Below are 16,515 nucleotides of genomic sequence, written 5' to 3'. Positions count from 1 at the left end.
CCTCTCAGCCGTGCTGGAGCGACCTGAGGGTTCGGGGTCCTTCGACGGCGAGCACCCAGGTCTCCTGACCGATCCGGCGCAGCACGGGGGGCGAGACGGTGCCGGTGACGGAGCCGGGGCCACGGCTGGTGACCTCCATGCCGAGCGCGACCAGCCGTCCGGCGGCCCGCTCGACGTCGGCTCCGCCGCGCAGCCGCACCAGGGCGGTGCGCCGGTCGCCGTCCCCGGCGTCCCGGCACCACCGCTCCAGCTCCGGGGCGACGACCCCGCGCCTGGGCTCCACGTCGGCAACGCTACCTCCCCGCGTGCACCTCTACCCGGGGTATCGGCCGTTCGGAGTGGGCGTTAGCGTCCGAACGGGCGACCGGAGGGGCGGGCCGGACGGACCTCGCGGCTCAGCCGAAGCCGCGGTCGTCCTGCTTGAGCGCGGTGTCCACGGTCAGCGCCGAGGCCACGACCAGGCTCAGCAGCGGGTCGGTCAGGGGGCGGTGGATCTGCAGGACGTAGTTGTCCGCCGTGGTGAACATGGTCTTGGCCAGGCCCTCCCACGTCTTGGTGATCCGGGCGACCTCGGCGCCGGTGTGGTCGGTGACGGAGAAGTTCCAGGCCCGCCAGTTCTCCGCCTGGATGCCCCCGATCCGCTGCCCGCCGACCTCGAACGCGAACCGGATCTTGCCGATGGCGTTCTCCTGCCGGATCTCGCCGAGCGGCGTGCCGTCACCCCGTTCGACGACCATGCGCGACTTGACGATCTTGGCGGGTCGGGTCAGCCGCAGGACGGTGTGGCCGTGCGCGTCGCGGACCTCGAACCGGTGCGTGAAGAACTGGTCGTAGCTGCCGAAGAACCGCATGACCTTCTTGAACGTGCTCTGCCCGACCTGCACGACCGCGCCGAGCTGCCGGCCGTGCTGGTCGAACACCGCGTACTCGTTGGCCAGCTCGATCAGCTTGACCCGCTGGTTGACCACCAGCACCGGCTCGGTGAACAGCGTCCCGCCACCCTGCCCGACCTGCCCGACCCCGGCCTGCCGCTGCTGCTCGCGGATGCGCTCCGGGTCGGGCGCGCCGTCCAGCGAGACCTCCCAGGGGCTGGAGTCGTCGGCCGGCCGCGTCTGCGCGGTCCACCGGCTGCCGTCCCAGTAGCGCACCACCGGCGAGCCGGGCCGCTCCGGGTACCAGCCGGGCTGAGGGTTGGTCATACCGCGCACCCTATCCGGCGTTCGCCCCCGACCGGGTCACTCGCACCCTCCTCGTGACCAGCCCGGCCACCCCACCCAGGACCAGGATCGAGGAGGACGAGAGCAGGTCCCCGGTGTCGATCAGCGGCACCGGCCACAGGACCGTGCTGTAGACCCAGGTCGCCCACCCGTTCACGAACAGCGCCCACACCCCGAACAGCACGGCGAACGTCGTGCACAAAGCGCTGCGCTCCACCCAGGCGAGCCCGAGCACACCCACCGCCACCACGAGCAGGTGCCCGAACGGGAAGATCGCCACCAGGTGCCCGACCAGGATCAACGCCAGCACCGCGACCGCCGTCCGGAGCTTCCGCTTGGCCGCCAGCGTCACCGCGACAACGCCCAGAACCAGGGCCGCGAGCGCCACCGGCCAGCCCAGCCGGTTGAAGAACAGCTCGGTCAGCACCGGCACGCCCAGCAGCGGGAAGGCCAGCACGAACAGCGTGACCCGGGCGTAGAGCCGCGTGGAGATCTCCACGCCGACCTTGCCCGCCCGCCACCGGTACCACCACACCGTGACCAGGAACCCGATGGTCAGCGCGACCATCCAGTAGAGGTCCCTGCCCAGCGACGGCAGGCGTCCCACCAGCCCGCTCGCCTGGCCGGTCGGGTGCAGCCAGTGCCAGAACGCCGGCAGTTCCGCCGACGACCACGTGCACGCGCCTTCGCACGGCGAGGGCAGGTACCACGGGACCGCTCCCGCCACGACCAGCCCGAACAGCAGGAACGGCAACCAGTAGCCGCTGCGGTCCCCACGCACGCGCCGCCGCAGCGCGGACAGCCCGTCGAGCACATCCCCCGGATCGTTCGCCACTGACACCAACCCCCCACGTCGACTACGACGCAATCAGGTTTGCATCGCAAACCTGGTGTCGTCAACCGGGCCGGTGCTCTCGCGGACGGTCAGCACGGGATCGAGGAGGACCAGTTCGTCGGCCGGCTCCTCGCCCCGGGCGGCGGTCAGCCGGCGCACGAACTGCTCGACCGCCACCCGCCCCAGATCGGCGGTCGGGCCGTGGGCCGAAGTCAGGTGCGGGGTGTGCTGCTCGGCGACGCGGTCCGGGCACAGGGCGACCACCGAGGCGTCCTCGGGCACGGTCCGTCGGCAAGCGTCACCATCCCCAACCTCCCAACGCCAAGCCCTTCACGGGCTGCCAAGCCACAGGAAGGGCCTCGGTTCGTTCCCCGTACGGCCTGGGCGAAGCCCAACCGCGCTTGGGTCTTGTTTGCAACCACGCTTCACCGGTTGCAAACAAGACCCAAGGGTGGTTGCCTCCGGCAGGCCGTACGGGGAACGAACCGACGCCCTTCCACCCCCCGGGGGCCTGCCGCGCGGCGAGCGCCTCTTTCAATCTCTTCGCTTTTGCAGCCCGAGAGCCAAGCACGTCCGTCTAAAGCTCAAGAGAACGCATGTCGCCCACCTCAGGAGACCCAACCCCGAGCCCATACCGCAACAACACGGTCCCCTTCCCCCCAACGGCCGGAGGCTCCAACAACACCAGGTTCGTCGGAACAGCCCCGCCGTCGAACACCTTCTTCCCCACCCCCAACACGATCGGGTGCACCCACAGGTCCAAACGGTCGAACAGCTTCTCCTTCAACAACGTCTGCACCAGGTTCAAGCTGCCGACGACCTTCACGTGCTCGTGCCGCTCCCGAACCTCCCGCACCGCCGCCACCAGATCCGGCCCCAACAGGGTGGACCCGGCCCACGACAACTCCGGCTCACCCCGCGAGGCCACGTACTTCGGGACCCGGTTGAACAGCGTGCCGAACGGATCATCCTTCCCCGGCCAATAGGCGGCGAAGATGTCGTACGTCCGCCTGCCCAGCAGGAGAGCATCCGTCCCTTCGTACGCCCCGACGACCTGCTCCCCCGACACCTCGTCGAGCAACGGCGCCTGCCAGCCACCGAACGGGAACCCCTCCGGATCCTCGTCCGGCGCGCCGGGTGACTGCCCGACCAGGTCGAGGGTCGCGAACAACTCGATGTGGATCAGTCCCATTCCCCACCACTCCAACCGCACAACCGCAATCCCACGCCGCAACCCCTGCGACGCCACTCCAGCGCCACAACTCCAGCGCCACAACTCCAGCGCCACAACTCCACGCCGCCGCTCCAGCGCCGCCGCTCCAGCGCCGCCACTCCAGCGCCGCCGCTCCAGCGCCACCACTCCAGCGCCACCACTCCAGCGCCACCACTCCAGCGCCACCACTCCAGCGCCGCCACTCCAGCGACGTCCCAGCTCATCCACCCCCGAAGGTAGACCCCTCGGCCCCCCGCGACCCGTCGATGCGCACACACCCAGAGCGTTTTTCGCGTCTCGTTTGAACACCACACCCCCCTGTCTCGTTCGAACCGGGTGCCAACGCCCTCCGACAAAAGGGACGCACCCCGTGACCGCGATGAGCACGCTCCACTCGTTACCCCCGGACGACCGCGCCCTGTTCCACCGGTTCGCCGCCGGACCGACCGAGACTCCCCCGTTCCGCCGCATCCACCACGCCTTCCAGGCCCAAGCCCGAACCGCCCGGCTGCGCGACGCCCCGGCGGTGGAGCACGAAGGCGTCCACCTGACCTACGGCGAACTCGACGCCCGGTCCGACCGGGTCGCCGCGACGCTCGCCGCCGTCGGCGTCCGGCCGGGCGACCACGTCGGACTGTTCCTGACCAGGTCCGTGCACATGGTCGTCGGCATCCTGGGCGTCCTCAAAGCCGGCGCGGCGTACGTCCCCCAGGACATCCGGATCACCCCGCCCCGCCACCTAGACCACGTCCTGCGCACCGCCGGCATCAACGTCGTCCTCACCACCAGCGAACACGCCGGCACCATCCAGGCACGAACCACCCTCGCCCTGGACACCCTGCCGCCCCACCCAACTCACCAGACCCACCCGACCTCGACCCACCCAACGCACCAAACCCACCCGACCTCGACCCACCCAACGCACCAAACCCACCCGACACACGACGTCACACCCGACGACACCGCAGTCGTGATCTTCACCTCCGGCACCACAGGCGTCCCCAACGGCGTACGCGTCACCCACGCCAACCTCTGCAACGTGCTGCTCACCCAACCCGGCTCACTGGGAATCCGCCCCGGCGACCGGGTGGCACAACTGCTCAACATCGCGTTCGACATGGCCGCATGGGAAATCCTGGCCGCCCTCAGCCACGGCGCGACCCTCACGATCCGGGGCCGCGACCCCCAAGCGACAGCCGCAACCGCCACCGTCCTCATCGCCACCCCGGGCCTACTGTCCACAATAGACCCGACCGCCTGCCCCCACGTCCGAGTGGTCGCGGTAGCCGGCGAACGCTGCCCGCAACCGCTGGCCGACGCCTGGTCCGCCCAAGCGACCTTCCACAACGCCTGCGGGCCGACCGAAGTCACCATCGTCAACACCGTCAGCCGGTACGACGGCCACCGCGTCACCATCGGTCGCCCGGTCCCGAATTCGACCGTCTACATCCTCGACGAGCACCTGCGCCCGTGCCGCATCGGCGAGATCGGCGAGATGTGGGCGGGCGGGGCGTGCGTGACCGCCGGCTACCTGAACAACGACGTCCTCACCGCCCAGCGCTACCGCCCGGACCCGTTCCTCGGCGGCGACCACCTCATGTTCCGCACCCGCGACCTGGGCCGCTGGACCCCCGACGGCGAACTGGAGCACCACGGCCGCACCGACGACCAGGTCAAGGTGCGCGGCTTCCGCGTCGAACTGGACGCGGTCACCTCCGCCCTGGAAACCACCGAGCACTGCCTCAAGGCCACCACCGTCGTGCACGACGGCGCCCTCGTCGGCTTCGTCAGCCCCGCCACCGTCGACCCGGACGCCGCCCGCGCGGCCGTGGCCCGCGCCCTGCCGTACTACTGCGTGCCGTCCCGGATCGTCCCCGTGGACGACCTGCCGCTGACCGACCGCGGCAAGGTGGACCGGGCCGCGCTGCGCGCGCTGGTGACCGTCGCATGACCGCACTCCAGACGACCACCCGCGCCACCTGGCTGCGCCGCCGCCCGTTCACCCACCACAACCGACTGGCGGCGGCCGTCGTCCTCGCCAACCTGGTCGCGATCAACGCCGACCCGACGGACATGGTCGTGGCCAACCTGACCCTCGCCGTCCTGATCCGCCAACAACACGTGATCAACCTGCTGTTCCGCCTGGCCACCAGCGCACCCACCACCTGGCCGCTCAGGGTCCGCTGGACGCTGGGCAAGGTCTACCACTTCGGCGGGCTGCACGTGGGCGGGGCGGTGTGCGCCACGGCGTGGTTCGCGGTGGTCGCGTGGACCGGCGCCGACCCGCTGGCGTGGGTCATCCTGGCGCTGCTGGCGAGCATGATCGCGTTCGCCCTGCCGAACCTGCGGGCACGGCGGCACGACCTGTTCGAACGCACCCACCGCTTCACCGGGTGGGCCACCCTCGCGCTGTTCGCCGCGCACTCCGCGGCCCAGCCCGGGTTCCCGGGCTCGACCCGGTTCTGGCTGCTGACCGCGGTCGTGGTCAGCGTGGCGCTGCCCTGGCTGCGCCTGCGGAAGGTCCCGGTCCGGATCGTGCGCCCGTCCAGCCACGTCGCGCTCGTGTCGTTCGACCACGGCGTCACGCCGTTCGCCGGGTCCTCCACCGCGGTCAGCCGCAACCCGCTCCTGGAATGGCACTCGTTCGCGAACGTGCCCGCGCCGGGCCGTTCCGGGTTCCGGCTCACGATCTCCCGCGCGGGCGACTGGACCGGCGCGCTCATCGACGACCTGCCGACGCACCTGTGGGTCAAGGGCGTGCCCACCGCCGGCGTGGGCAACATCGACAAGCTGTTCACCAGGGTGGTGTGGGTGGCCACCGGCAGCGGCATCGGCCCGTGCCTGCCGCACCTGCTCTCCGGCGACACCCCGGCCCGCCTGGTGTGGTCCACTCGCGACCCGCGCGCCACCTACGGCGACGACCTGGTGGACGAGATCCTGGCCGTCCAGCCGCACGCGGTCGTCCACGACACCGTCCGCGACGGCAAACCGGACCTGGTCGAACTGGCGCTGCGCGCGCACCGCGAGTTCGCCGCCGAGGCCGTGATCTGCATATCCAACAGGAAGACCACCTGGCACGTCGTGGAATCGCTGGAAGCGCGCGGGGTGCCCGCGTTCGGCGCGATCTGGGACTCGTGAGGAGAGGGCTGTGGAGCACTCGACAGAGGCGTTGCGGTTGGGTCTGGTCAACGCGGTGTTCGAGGACCGGGCCGTCGTGCCGGCTGCCGCCCGCGCGGTGCCGCGCCGCATCGCCCGCGACTCGGCCGGCGCGGTGTCGCCAGCCGAGGCCGTGCTCGACGGGGTGCGCGGCCGGACGGTGACCGAAGGGCCGGCGGTCGAGCCGACCGCGTTCCGCCAGGCGTTCACCACCGCCGACACGCGCGAGAGGACGGCCGCGTTCCTGGCCAAGCGCCCACCCGCGTTCGCCCTGCCGCTGCCGCGCGACTAGCCGAGGAGGTGCGCCATCAACGACACCCACACCGCGCTGTTGCGCGCTCTCCACGACGAGCACGCGCCCGCGCTCTGGCGGTACGTCCGCCGCCTGACCGGTGACGACGAACTGGCCAACGACGTGGTGCAGGAGGCGCTGCTGCGCGCGTGGCGCAACCCGGCGGTGCTGGAGCAGGGCACCGCGGCGGCCCGCGCCTGGCTCTACACGGTCGCCCGCAACGTCGTGATCGACGAGCGGCGCAGCGCCCGCGCCCGCTGGGAGGTCGGGTCCGCGCGGGTGCCCGAACGGGTCCGGTCCGACCCCAGCGACTCGGCGCTGGACGCCTGGCTGGTGGCCGACGTGCTCACCCAGCTGACCCCCGAACACCGCACGGTGATCGTCCGTGCGTACTACATGGGGCAGTCGGTCGCGGAGCTGGCGGCGGAGTTGGACGTGCCCGAGGGGACGGTCCGGTCGCGGTTGCACTACGGTCTGCGGGCACTGCGCCTGGCGTTGGAGGAGAAGGGGGTCACCGGACGGTGAGCGCGCCAGTCGATCCGTACCGGGACTGGGGCGCCGCGTACGTGCTGGGGTCGCTCGCACCGGCGCAGCGGCGCGAGTTCGAGGCCCACCTGGGCGGGTGCCCCGACTGCGCGGCCGACGTGGCGGCGCTGGCGGGCGTCCCCGGGCTGCTGTCGGCGGTGCCGCGGGACCGGGCGGTCGCCCTGCTGGAGCCCGAACCCGCGGGTACGCCGTCGGTCCTGCCGGGGTTGTTGGCCGCCGAACGGTCCCGCCGGCGTCGGGCCCGGGTCCTCGCCGTCGCCGCCGTGGTGGTCGCGGCCCTGGCCGGGGCGGGCGTGACGACCCTGCTCCGGCCGCCCCCGGCGGTGGTCGTCGTCGCCCCGGACGTGCCGATGCGGCAGACCGTGCCCAGCCCGGTGACGGCCAGCCTGCGGTTGGTCGAACAGCCGTGGGGCACGCGGATCGAGGTGCGGTGCTCGTACGCCGTGCCGACGAGCGGTCCGACGCCGCCGGTGTTCGCCTACGCGTTGTACGTGGTGGATGGGCAGGGTTCCGCCGTTCAGGTCGCCACCTGGACGGCGGGCCCCGGCTCCACCACGCTGCCGGTCGCGACCACGCGACTGGTCCGCTCGGAGGTCACGGCGGTGGAGATCCGGTTGGTGGACAGGGACCTGGTGCTGCTGCGCGTCGAACTCTGAGGCGTCACGTGTCGTACTCGCCGCTGTCCCACGGCTCGCTGAAGGCCATGTAGTTGCCCGGGTGCAGCTCGACCCACCACGAGTCGTCCTCCTCGTCGCCGGGCCGGGCGATGAGGCCAAACGTGGTGCCGATCCGCGCAACGGTCGATGTTCGCGATAACAAGTCTACTGCCGACTTTCACAGAACACCATCTAGGCATCAAGTTAAGCTTATGTTAACGTTCACGTCACCGCCACCGACCCGAGGACCCTGAGCCAGCCCCGAGGAGCCGTGGTCGCCGTGAGAAGACTGGCCCTGACAACCCTGGCCGTCACCCTGGCGGTCGTGTTCGCGCCGCCCGCGTCTGCCTACTCCGCGCCGTCCGCGTCTGCCTACCCCGCGCCGTCCGCGTCGGCCTACCCCGCGCCGGGTCGCGTGACCGGGGACGTCGGCGTGCACGACCCGAGCATGGTCAAGCGCCCCGAGGGCGGCTACCTGGTCGCCCACACCGGCAACGACATCGCCCTCAAGACCTCCGCCGATCGCACCGCCTTCCGCAACGCGGGCTCCGCGTTCCCCGGTGGCGCGCCGTGGACGAGCACGTACACCGGCGGCAGCCGCAACCTGTGGGCGCCCGACCTGTCCCACCGCAACGGCCGGTACTGGCTGTACTACTCCGCCTCGACGTTCGGCTCCAACCGCTCGGCGATCTTCCTGGCCACCAGCCCGACCGGCGCGTCGGGCACGTGGACCCACCGCGGCCTGGTGGTCGAATCCCGCACCACCGACGACTTCAACGCCATCGACCCCGACCTGGTCGTGGACGACCAGGGACGCTGGTGGCTGAGCTTCGGCTCGTTCTGGTCCGGCATCAAGATGATCTCGCTCAACCCCGCCACCGGCCTGCGCGCCGACAGCACCCTGCGCTCCCTCGCCGGGCGCGACGGCGGCCCGATCGAGGCGCCCACCATCGTCAAGCGCGGGGCCTTCCACTACCTGTTCGTGTCGTTCGACTACTGCTGCCGGGGCGCGAGCAGCACCTACCGCGTGATGGTCGGCCGCTCGACCAGCGTTACCGGCCCGTACCTCGACCGCGCCGGGCGGGCGCTGACCTCCGGCGGCGGCACGGAGATCCTCGCCGGGCAGGGCGGCGTGCACGGTCCCGGACACCAGGACGTGTTCGGCGACACCGACCACGACATCCTCGTCTACCACTACTACGCCGACAACGGCGCTTCCCTGTTGGGCCTGAACTGGCTCGGCTGGGACTCCGCCGGCTGGCCGTACGTCCACTGAGGACACCAACCGCCGACCGGCCGCACGTCCACCCAGGACCGCAACCGCCGGCCGGCCGTCCACTGAGGAACGCAACCGCAGGGAGACCCGTGATCTCGCGCCTGGCCCCGCTCGCCGTCGTGGCGACCCTCGTCGGCGGGCTGACCGCCGCTCCCCCGGCCGTCGCGGCCGTGGTGGACACCACCGCCTCCTACGTCCTGGTCAACCGGCACAGCGGCAAAGCGCTCGACCTCTACAACCTCGCCACCCACGACGGCGCGCCGATCGTGCAGTGGTCGCGCAACGACGGCGCCTGGCAGCAGTGGCAGTTCGTGGACTCCGGCGGCGGCCACTACCGGCTCAAGTCCCGGCACAGCGGCAAGGTGCTGGAGTTCCCGTCCACGGCGGACCGCGTCGGGCTGGTGCAGAACACCGACGCCGGCCGCACCAGTCAGCAGTTCCGCCTCGCCGACTCCGCCGGCGGGTACGTGCGGCTGGTCAACCGGGCCAGTGGCAAGGCCGTGGACGTGCTGGACTTCTCCACCGCCGACGGCGCGCAGGTGATCCAGTGGCCCGACACGGGCGGCGCGAACCAGCAGTGGCTGCTCGTGCGGGTGGGCGCGGGCACGTTCACCAACCCGATCAAGCGCAACGGCCCGGACCCGTGGCTCCAGTACCACAACGGTTACTACCACCTGGCCACGACGACGTGGAACTCCACGATCACCATGCGCCGGTCGCGCACGTTGGCCGGGCTGGCCACCGCGCCCGACCAGGTGGTGTTCAACCTCGCCGGCCGGCCCAACGGGTGCTGCAACATGTGGGCGCCGGAGTTCCACCTGATCAACGGGCGCTGGTACCTGTACTACGTGGCCGGGCAGGACGTGCCGGACTTCAACCCGACCCAGCGCCTGCACGTGCTGGAGAGCGCGGGCACCGACCCGATGGGCCCGTACAGCTTCAAGGCCGACCTGGGCAGCACGTGGGAGCTCGACCCGAGCATCCTCCAGCACAACGGCCGGCTGTACCTGATGGGCAGCGCGATCGACGGCACCCAGTCCCTGACCATCACGCCGCTGTCCAACCCGTGGACGATCAGCGGCCCGCGCCGCACCATCTCCCAGCCCACCCTGTCCTGGGAGCGCCAGACCCACCCGGTCAACGAGGGCGCGGAACCGCTGTACCGCAACGGCCGCACGATGATCGTCTACTCGGCCAGCGCGTGCTGGGGCCCGGACTACAAGCTGGGCCTGCTCACCCTGACCGGCACCGACCCGCTCAACCGGGCGCACTGGACCAAGTCGCCGAACCCGGTCTTCCAGCGCGACGACGCGGCCGGCGTGTTCGCCCCGGGCCACAACGGCTTCTTCAAGTCCCCGGACGGCACGGAGGACTGGATCGTCTACCACGCCAACGACTCGGCCGGCGGCGGCTGCGACATGAACCGCTCGACCCGCGCGCAGGAGTTCACCTGGAACCCCGACGGCACGCCGAACTTCGGCGCCCCGGTCCGCCTGGGCACCGCGCTGCCCGCACCCTCCGGCGAACCGGTCGGCTGACGGGTCAGAGGTCGATGTCGATCCACACCGCGGCGTGGTCGGAGGCGCCGTGACGGGAGGCGGTGATCTCCGGGTAGATCTGCCACTGCGCGGGCGGGTTGACGTTGTCCGGGTCGCCCCACAACCCCTTGCGGAACACGCCTCCCGCCGTGACCAGCGCGGCCAGTTCCGGGGAGACGAGGACGTAGTCCAGGCGGTTGCGCAGGCTGCACGACTGGAACGTGCCGGGGCGCGGCCCCGGGTCGAACACGGGCAGGCTCGCCGTGTCCACCAGCGGGGTGCCGGGGCCCAGGAGTGGTTCCAGCGTCGGGTGCCGGGGCGGGTCGTCGTTGGTCGGGCCCTTGTTCAGGTCGCCCAGCACGACGACCAGCTCCGCGCCGTCCGCGCGCAGGGCGTCGTAGATCTCGCGGACCCGGGCGCTCTGCCGCCGCCGCAACGGGTCGGGGTCGCCGCCGGAGAACGACTGGCTCTTGAAGTGGTTCGGCAGCAGGAACAACTCGCGCCCGCCGGGCAGCCGCAACTGGTAGACCGGGCAGTCGCGGCTGAACAGGGCGCGGCCGGCGCGTTCGGGGTCGGGGTCGTCCACGTGGCTGCGGACCGACTCGATCGCGACCCGCCCGGTGGTCATCACGCCGACGTCGATGCCGCGCGGGTCGTTGCCGTCCACCAGCATGGCGTGCGCGTACCGGCGGTCCAGCAGGGCCTCGTTGAACCGGACCAGCGCCGGCCGGTGCTCGGCCTCGACCAGGCACAGGATGTCCGCGGCCACCTCGTTGACGACCTTCGCGGTCATGCGGGTGGCGATCTCGTCGACCGGTTCGGTGATCAGGTCCACCCAGCCGATCCAGTCGCCGCGCCCGGTGGCCACGATCGTGGCGTCCCCGCCGCCGGGCTGCTTGAGGAAGTCGCCGCGGTTCTCCCGCAGCAGCGCCCACGCCTGGAAGGGCCGCGGGTTGAGCACCAGGCGGTTGTCGGCGCGCACCAGGACCTGGAGGGTTTCCAGGTCCTCCAGCATCTCCCGCTTGTCGACCTCGGTGTAGGCGGCCTCGGCGGAGACGGCGCCGAACCGGCTGTAGGCGGCGAGCACCGGGCCGGCGCCACTGGAGAGGGCCTTGGCCCGCTCGAACAGGTTTTCGACGTTGAAGGTCGCAACTCGGACGGTCATGGCGACGCCTCGATTCCGGGGGGACTTGTCTGTCCAGTCGCCACGACCCCCGGCCGGGTTACACCGTTCACCCGAACGAGCTGCCCAGTTCCCCGATCCGCCCCTCCCCGCGGAGCACGCACCACTATGGTGGGGTCGCGGTCCGGCTAACGGGCACGGTATCCCGGTGCGGCGAGGACGGAGCATGCGCGCGGACGCCCGACGCAACTACGAACAGCTGGTGGAGCAGGCCAAGGTCGCCTTCGCCGAACACGGCGTGGACGCCCCGCTGGACGCCATCGCGCGGCGGGCGGGCGTGACCAGTGGCACCCTCTACCGCCACTTCCCCACCCGGCTGGACCTGGTCGAAGCGGTGCTCGCGGACCGGACGGCCGACCTGGTGGGCCTGGGCCACCACCTGCTCACCGCGGCCGACCCGGTCGAGGCCCTGACCACCTGGCTGCGCGCCGCCCTGACCCACGGCCTGACCTACCGGGGCCTGTCGGCCACCATGCTGAACCTGACCCTGGACCGCCGCCACGACCCGGTCTCGCCGTGGCACGCCGCGCTGTTCGACGTCTGCGCCGCGTTGCTGGCCCGAGCCGCCGACGCCGGCGCGATCACCGCCGGGGCGACCGCCACGGACGTGCTGAAGATGATCAGCGCCATCGCGTGGGCCACGCAGGACTCCCCCGACAGCACCACCCAGGCCGACCGCCTGCTCACCCTCTTCCTGACCGGCCTGCGCCACAACGCGCGCGGTCAGTCGGGGGTGAGGCGGTAGCGCTTGTCCTTCAGCCGGTGGACGCGGGCGGTCGGGCAGGCGCGGTGCAGGGCCTCGGTCAGGTCGTTGACCGGTCCCGCGGGCGGAACATTCCGGCCGTCAGGGGGTGCGGCGCAGGACGAGCTTGCCGGTGTCCCGGCCGTCCAGGAACGCCGGACCGGGGCGGCGAGGTCGGGGCGGCGAGGTCGGCCGGCGCGGCAAGGTCGGCGCGGCAAGGTCGGCGCGGCGAGGTCGTGCGGGCGTCGAGGACGTCGTTCGCGCGGCGGGCCGATCAGACCCCCGCGAGCCCGTCGGCCGTCCCGAAACTCGCTTTCCCCCGTTGCGACACTGGTCCACAACGACCGTGGAGGGTGACTGGTGCGCAGCGGGGACGTCGGGCTGGAGCTGGGATCGCGGGTCGCCGCCGCCGTGCGCGCCGCCCTCGGGGTGGAGATCACGCCCGCCGAGGCGTTGATCCGACCGGCGCCGCCCGACCGCGCGGACTACCAGTGCAACGCCGCGATGGGTCTGGCCAAGCGGCTCGGCCGGCCGGCGCGGGAGGTCGCGGCGGCCGTCGTCGAGCACCTCGACGTGAGCGACCTCGCCGAGCCGCCCGAGGTCGCCGGGCCGGGGTTCGTGAACTTCGCGCTGCGCCATGACTGGCTGGCCGCGCGGCTCGCGGACCTGGTGGCCGACGACCGGCTCGGGGTCCCGCCGGTGGCCGAGCCGCGCCGGTGCGCGATCGACTACGGCAGTCCCAACGTGGCCAAGGAGATGCACGTCGGGCACCTGCGGTCGGCGATCATCGGGGACGCCGTCGTGCGCGTGCTGGAGTTCGCCGGGCACGACGTGGTCCGGCACAACCACCTCGGCGACTGGGGCACGCCGTTCGGGATGCTCATCGAGCACCTCACCGACGAGGGCGGATCGGCCGGCGGCTCCATCCGCGACCTCGACGCGTTCTACCGGGCCGCCCGGCGGAAGTTCGACGCCGACCCCGGCTTCGCCGACCGGTCGCGGCGGCGGGTCGTGGCGCTGCAACGGGGCGACGAGGCGACGTTGTCGTTGTGGCGGGACCTGGTGCGGGCGTCCGAACGGCACTTCGCCGAGGTGTACGCGCTGCTCGGGGTGAAACTGGACGAGGCCGACCACTACCCGGAGAGCTTCTACAACCCGTTCCTGGACGAGGTCGTCGCCGAGCTGGAGGCCGCCGGGCTGACCGAGGTCAGCGACGGGGCCGTGTGCGTGTTCCCGCCGGGCTTCACCAACCGGGACGGCGAGCGGCTGCCGCTGATCGTGCGCAAGAGCGACGGCGGCTACGGCTACGCCGCCACGGACCTCGCGACCGTGCGGTACTGGACCCGGGAGCGCAAGGCCACCGACCTGCTCTACGCGGTCGGCTCGCCCCAGGCCCAGCACTTCAGGATGGTCTTCGCCACGGCGGAGCGGATGGGCTGGCTGGACGACGACCACCGCGCCGTGCACATCGGGTTCGGTTCGGTCCTGGGCGAGGACGGCAAGGTGCTGCGGACCCGGGCGGGCGCTTCGGTGAAGCTGGTCGACCTGCTGCGCGAGGCGGTCGACCGGGCCGCCGACGTGCTGTCGCGGCGCGGTGAGCTGCCCGAGGAGCTGCGCGGCCCGGTGGCGCGGGCGGTCGGCATCGGGGCGGTGAAGTACGCCGACCTGTCCGGGGACCGGGAGAAGGACTACGTCTTCGCCTGGGACCGGATGCTGGCGCTGGAGGGCAACACGTCGGTGTACCTCCAGTACGCCAACGCGCGGGCCCGGTCGGTCGTCGCCAGGGCGGGTCGCACCGGGGGCGCGGTGTCGCTGGACACCCCGGCCGAGCGGGCGCTGGCCGTGCAGCTGGTGCGGCTGCCCGCCGCCGTGGCCGTGACGGCGGCGGAGCACGCGCCGCACAAGCTGTGCACCTACCTCTACGAGACGGCCGTCGCGTTCTCCGCCTTCTACGAGCACTGCCCGATCCTGAAGGCGCCCGACGACCGGACCCGGGACTCGCGGCTGGCGTTGGCGCACCTCACTTCCCGCGTGCTGACCCTCGGCTTGGACCTGCTGGGCATCGAGGCACCCGAGACCCTGTGACGACTCACTCGGGTTTGACCGCCCGGACGCAGTGCAGGAAGCCGACCGCCGTGACCGCCGGTCCGGTGAACCCCGCCTCGACCAGCATCGGCTCGATGCGCTCCACCGGGTTGTCGCGCATCGCCGGTCCCGCCGTCGCGCCGACGACGTGCCGGGACAGGACGCCCTTCGGCGGGGTGAAGTCGGCGACCATCACCCGGCCGCCGGGGCGCAGCACCCGGAACGCCTCCCGGAACGCCACGCCCCGCGACGCCGCGGGGAGGTGGTGCACGGCCAGGCTGGACACCACCACGTCGAACTCCCCGTCTGCGAACGGCAACGCCTCCGCGCGCCCCACCTCGAACGCGCAGTCGCGCCGCAGCCGCCGGGCCCGCGCGACCATCGGCTCGGACAGGTCCACCCCGACCGCGCGCCCGCCGGCGCGGGCCGCCATCGACGTCAGGTAACCGGTCCCGCAGCCCACGTCCAGCACGCGGTCGCCCGCGCGGACCCCGGCGAACGCCACCAGACGTCCGAACGTGCGCCGCCGCCGCCCCGCGAACACCACCGCGGACAACACCTCGTACGCGCGAGCGTGTCCGATCGCTCCCGGCGCGTCCGCCGGACCGTGCATCCCCAGTACCCTCATGTCCGCTCCCCTAACTTAGTCGTGACTAAGTACGCAGCTTAGTGACGACTAAGTTGCCGGGCAAGGCCACTACGATGACCGGGTGACCGGACGCACCCGCATGACCGCCGAGGAACGCCGCGAGTCGATCCTCGCCGCGGCCACGAAGGTGTTCGCCGAGACCGGCTACCTGCGCGGCAAGACCTCCGCCGTGGCGCGCGAGGTCGGGGTGAGCGAACCGGTCGTCTTCCAGAACTTCGGCACCAAGGCCGCCCTGTTCGCCGCCGTGGTCGAACGCGCCGCCGACCACGTGTGCCGCGTGGTGGAGCGGATGACCGACAGCCCGGTCCCCGTGACCACGCTGCTGGAGCTGATCCTCGACCCGGACCACCTCGAACGCGTGCACAGCGCGGGCAGCGTGGGCGCGATCATCGCCGACGCCTCCTCCATCACCGACGTGCCCGAGGTGGAGGCGGCGGCCCGAACGTCCACCCGCCGCTTCGCCACCGCCCTGACCGCCCTGCTGGAACGTGGCCGGGTCGCCGGCGAACTACGCCCCGACCTGGACCCGGAGGCCGCCGCCTGGTGGCTGCTGTCCCTGGTGGCCTCGCAGAGGTTCCGCCGGGCGACCGCCGAGGACCCCGCGAACGTCGAAGCGCGCCTGGCCGCGAGCACCCTGGCGTTCCTGACCCGCTGAACCACGGTTCCGCTGCACCAGCACCACGATCCTGCTCCCGGTCGCCCCGACCCGAAGGACGCCTGCGGCGTCGAAACCCGGCACCCGCAGGGCTCAGGCGGGCACCGGCTGGCCGGGGGCCTGAAAGACCACCGGCGGCACCGGGCGGAGTCGTGTCGCAGGGCGGTTCGCGGGCACGGCCGGGCCGCGCAGGGCCGCCTGGGCCTGCTCGATGCGTGCCCGCCACGCGGAACGGTCGCGGAAGTCGGCCGACTGGGCGGCCAACGACGACAGGACGCCGCGGACCCGGGCCGCCAGCACGGGGTGGGCCGCGATGTCCGTCCACACCGGACCGGCCACCGCCCCCGGCCGCACCGCCGCACGGACGCGGTCGACCAGCTCCGGGTGCGACAAGGCCAGCCACTGCTCCACCGTGGCGCGCGAAGTGGACACGACAACACTCCTCACGGGCGAAGTCCCGGCGCTCGTCGCC

At 72.2% G+C, this 16,515-nt stretch carries 19 protein-coding genes; 10 read left to right on the top strand and 9 right to left on the bottom strand.

Annotated elements, in window-relative coordinates; all coding sequences use genetic code 11:
• Positions 1–4 precede the first annotated feature (4 nt).
• The 5 genes from ABD126_RS32550 to ABD126_RS32530 all read right to left on the bottom strand — a co-directional run bounded on the left by ABD126_RS32550 (position 5) and on the right by ABD126_RS32530 (position 3,412).
• Positions 5–283, bottom strand: a complete 279-nt coding sequence (locus ABD126_RS32550) for a hypothetical protein (RefSeq protein ID WP_343938266.1) — start codon at positions 281–283, stop codon at positions 5–7.
• A 112-nt stretch (positions 284–395) separates the two neighbouring features.
• Positions 396–1,199, bottom strand: coding sequence for an LURP-one-related family protein (locus ABD126_RS32545; RefSeq protein WP_343938264.1), 804 nt, complete (start codon positions 1,197–1,199; stop codon positions 396–398).
• A 10-nt stretch (positions 1,200–1,209) separates the two neighbouring features.
• Entirely contained in the window at positions 1,210–2,052 is an 843-nt protein-coding gene (locus ABD126_RS32540) for a hypothetical protein (RefSeq protein WP_343938262.1), read from the bottom strand.
• Between the two features lie 33 nt (positions 2,053–2,085).
• A complete protein-coding gene (locus ABD126_RS32535) occupies positions 2,086–2,334 on the bottom strand; it encodes a substrate-binding domain-containing protein (protein ID WP_343938260.1) in 249 nt (82 codons plus the stop codon).
• Positions 2,335–2,629: 295 nt separating this feature from the next.
• Positions 2,630–3,412, bottom strand: a complete 783-nt coding sequence (locus ABD126_RS32530; protein WP_343938258.1) for a dihydrofolate reductase family protein — start codon at positions 3,410–3,412, stop codon at positions 2,630–2,632.
• A 232-nt stretch (positions 3,413–3,644) separates the two neighbouring features.
• Here ABD126_RS32530 and ABD126_RS32525 point away from each other — a divergent pair, with 232 nt between their 5' ends.
• From ABD126_RS32525 to ABD126_RS32505, 5 genes are read left to right on the top strand one after another with little or no spacing between them, the layout of a single operon-like run.
• Entirely contained in the window at positions 3,645–5,216 is a 1,572-nt protein-coding gene (locus ABD126_RS32525; RefSeq protein ID WP_343938256.1) for an amino acid adenylation domain-containing protein, read from the top strand.
• Positions 5,213–6,403 carry a ferredoxin reductase domain-containing protein gene (locus tag ABD126_RS32520; protein WP_343938254.1) on the top strand — a complete coding sequence of 397 codons (1,191 nt, stop codon included), beginning with the start codon at positions 5,213–5,215 and terminating at the stop codon, positions 6,401–6,403. Before ABD126_RS32525 ends, ABD126_RS32520 begins: the two co-directional genes overlap by 4 nt.
• A gap of 10 nt (positions 6,404–6,413) precedes the next feature.
• Positions 6,414–6,713, top strand: coding sequence for a hypothetical protein (locus ABD126_RS32515; RefSeq protein ID WP_343938252.1), 300 nt, complete (start codon positions 6,414–6,416; stop codon positions 6,711–6,713).
• 15 nt (positions 6,714–6,728) lie between these two features.
• Complete coding sequence (locus tag ABD126_RS32510) at positions 6,729–7,238, top strand: sigma-70 family RNA polymerase sigma factor (RefSeq protein ID WP_343938296.1); 510 nt, start codon at positions 6,729–6,731, stop codon at positions 7,236–7,238.
• Positions 7,235–7,915, top strand: coding sequence for an anti-sigma factor family protein (locus ABD126_RS32505; RefSeq protein WP_343938250.1), 681 nt, complete (start codon positions 7,235–7,237; stop codon positions 7,913–7,915). The genes ABD126_RS32510 and ABD126_RS32505 overlap by 4 nt, the downstream gene beginning before the upstream one ends.
• A 4-nt stretch (positions 7,916–7,919) precedes the next feature.
• On the opposite strand, the gene ABD126_RS32500 is transcribed toward ABD126_RS32505, so the two are convergent.
• Positions 7,920–8,078, bottom strand: a complete 159-nt coding sequence (locus ABD126_RS32500) for a hypothetical protein (RefSeq protein WP_343938248.1) — start codon at positions 8,076–8,078, stop codon at positions 7,920–7,922.
• 117 nt (positions 8,079–8,195) lie between these two features.
• On the opposite strand from ABD126_RS32500, the gene ABD126_RS32495 reads away from it, so the two are divergent.
• Entirely contained in the window at positions 8,196–9,191 is a 996-nt protein-coding gene (locus ABD126_RS32495) for an arabinan endo-1,5-alpha-L-arabinosidase (protein ID WP_343938246.1), read from the top strand.
• 89 nt (positions 9,192–9,280) lie between these two features.
• Complete coding sequence (locus ABD126_RS32490; protein ID WP_343938244.1) at positions 9,281–10,729, top strand: family 43 glycosylhydrolase; 1,449 nt, start codon at positions 9,281–9,283, stop codon at positions 10,727–10,729.
• A 4-nt stretch (positions 10,730–10,733) separates the two neighbouring features.
• Here ABD126_RS32490 and ABD126_RS32485 read toward each other — a convergent pair whose 3' ends face one another.
• A complete protein-coding gene (locus tag ABD126_RS32485; RefSeq protein WP_343938242.1) occupies positions 10,734–11,894 on the bottom strand; it encodes an endonuclease/exonuclease/phosphatase family protein in 1,161 nt (386 codons plus the stop codon).
• 184 nt (positions 11,895–12,078) lie between these two features.
• Between ABD126_RS32485 and ABD126_RS32480 the strand changes: the two genes are divergently transcribed.
• Both ABD126_RS32480 and argS read left to right on the top strand, forming a co-directional pair.
• The gene (locus tag ABD126_RS32480; protein ID WP_343938240.1) at positions 12,079–12,657 is read left to right on the top strand and encodes a TetR/AcrR family transcriptional regulator; all 579 of its coding nucleotides are present in this window, start codon (positions 12,079–12,081) and stop codon (positions 12,655–12,657) included.
• A gap of 357 nt (positions 12,658–13,014) precedes the next feature.
• On the top strand, positions 13,015–14,739 hold the full coding sequence (argS, locus tag ABD126_RS32475; protein ID WP_343938238.1) for an arginine--tRNA ligase: 1,725 nt from the start codon (positions 13,015–13,017) through the stop codon (positions 14,737–14,739).
• Positions 14,740–14,743: 4 nt separating this feature from the next.
• On the opposite strand, the gene ABD126_RS32470 is transcribed toward argS, so the two are convergent.
• Positions 14,744–15,367, bottom strand: coding sequence for a class I SAM-dependent methyltransferase (locus ABD126_RS32470; protein WP_343938236.1), 624 nt, complete (start codon positions 15,365–15,367; stop codon positions 14,744–14,746).
• An 82-nt stretch (positions 15,368–15,449) separates the two neighbouring features.
• Here ABD126_RS32470 and ABD126_RS32465 point away from each other — a divergent pair, with 82 nt between their 5' ends.
• Positions 15,450–16,043: a TetR/AcrR family transcriptional regulator gene (locus ABD126_RS32465; RefSeq protein WP_343938234.1), complete on the top strand. Its 594-nt coding sequence runs from the start codon at positions 15,450–15,452 to the stop codon at positions 16,041–16,043.
• 93 nt (positions 16,044–16,136) lie between these two features.
• Here the strand turns inward: ABD126_RS32465 and ABD126_RS32460 are convergent, their stop codons facing one another.
• A complete protein-coding gene (locus ABD126_RS32460; protein WP_343938232.1) occupies positions 16,137–16,475 on the bottom strand; it encodes a hypothetical protein in 339 nt (112 codons plus the stop codon).
• Positions 16,476–16,515: the final 40 nt, after the last annotated feature.

The organism is Saccharothrix mutabilis subsp. mutabilis, assembly GCF_039521145.1.
Lineage (GTDB): Bacteria > Actinomycetota > Actinomycetes > Mycobacteriales > Pseudonocardiaceae > Actinosynnema > Actinosynnema mutabilis.
The sequence above is the reverse complement of the archived record's forward strand: the minus strand, read 5'-3'. Positions and strand labels throughout refer to the sequence as shown.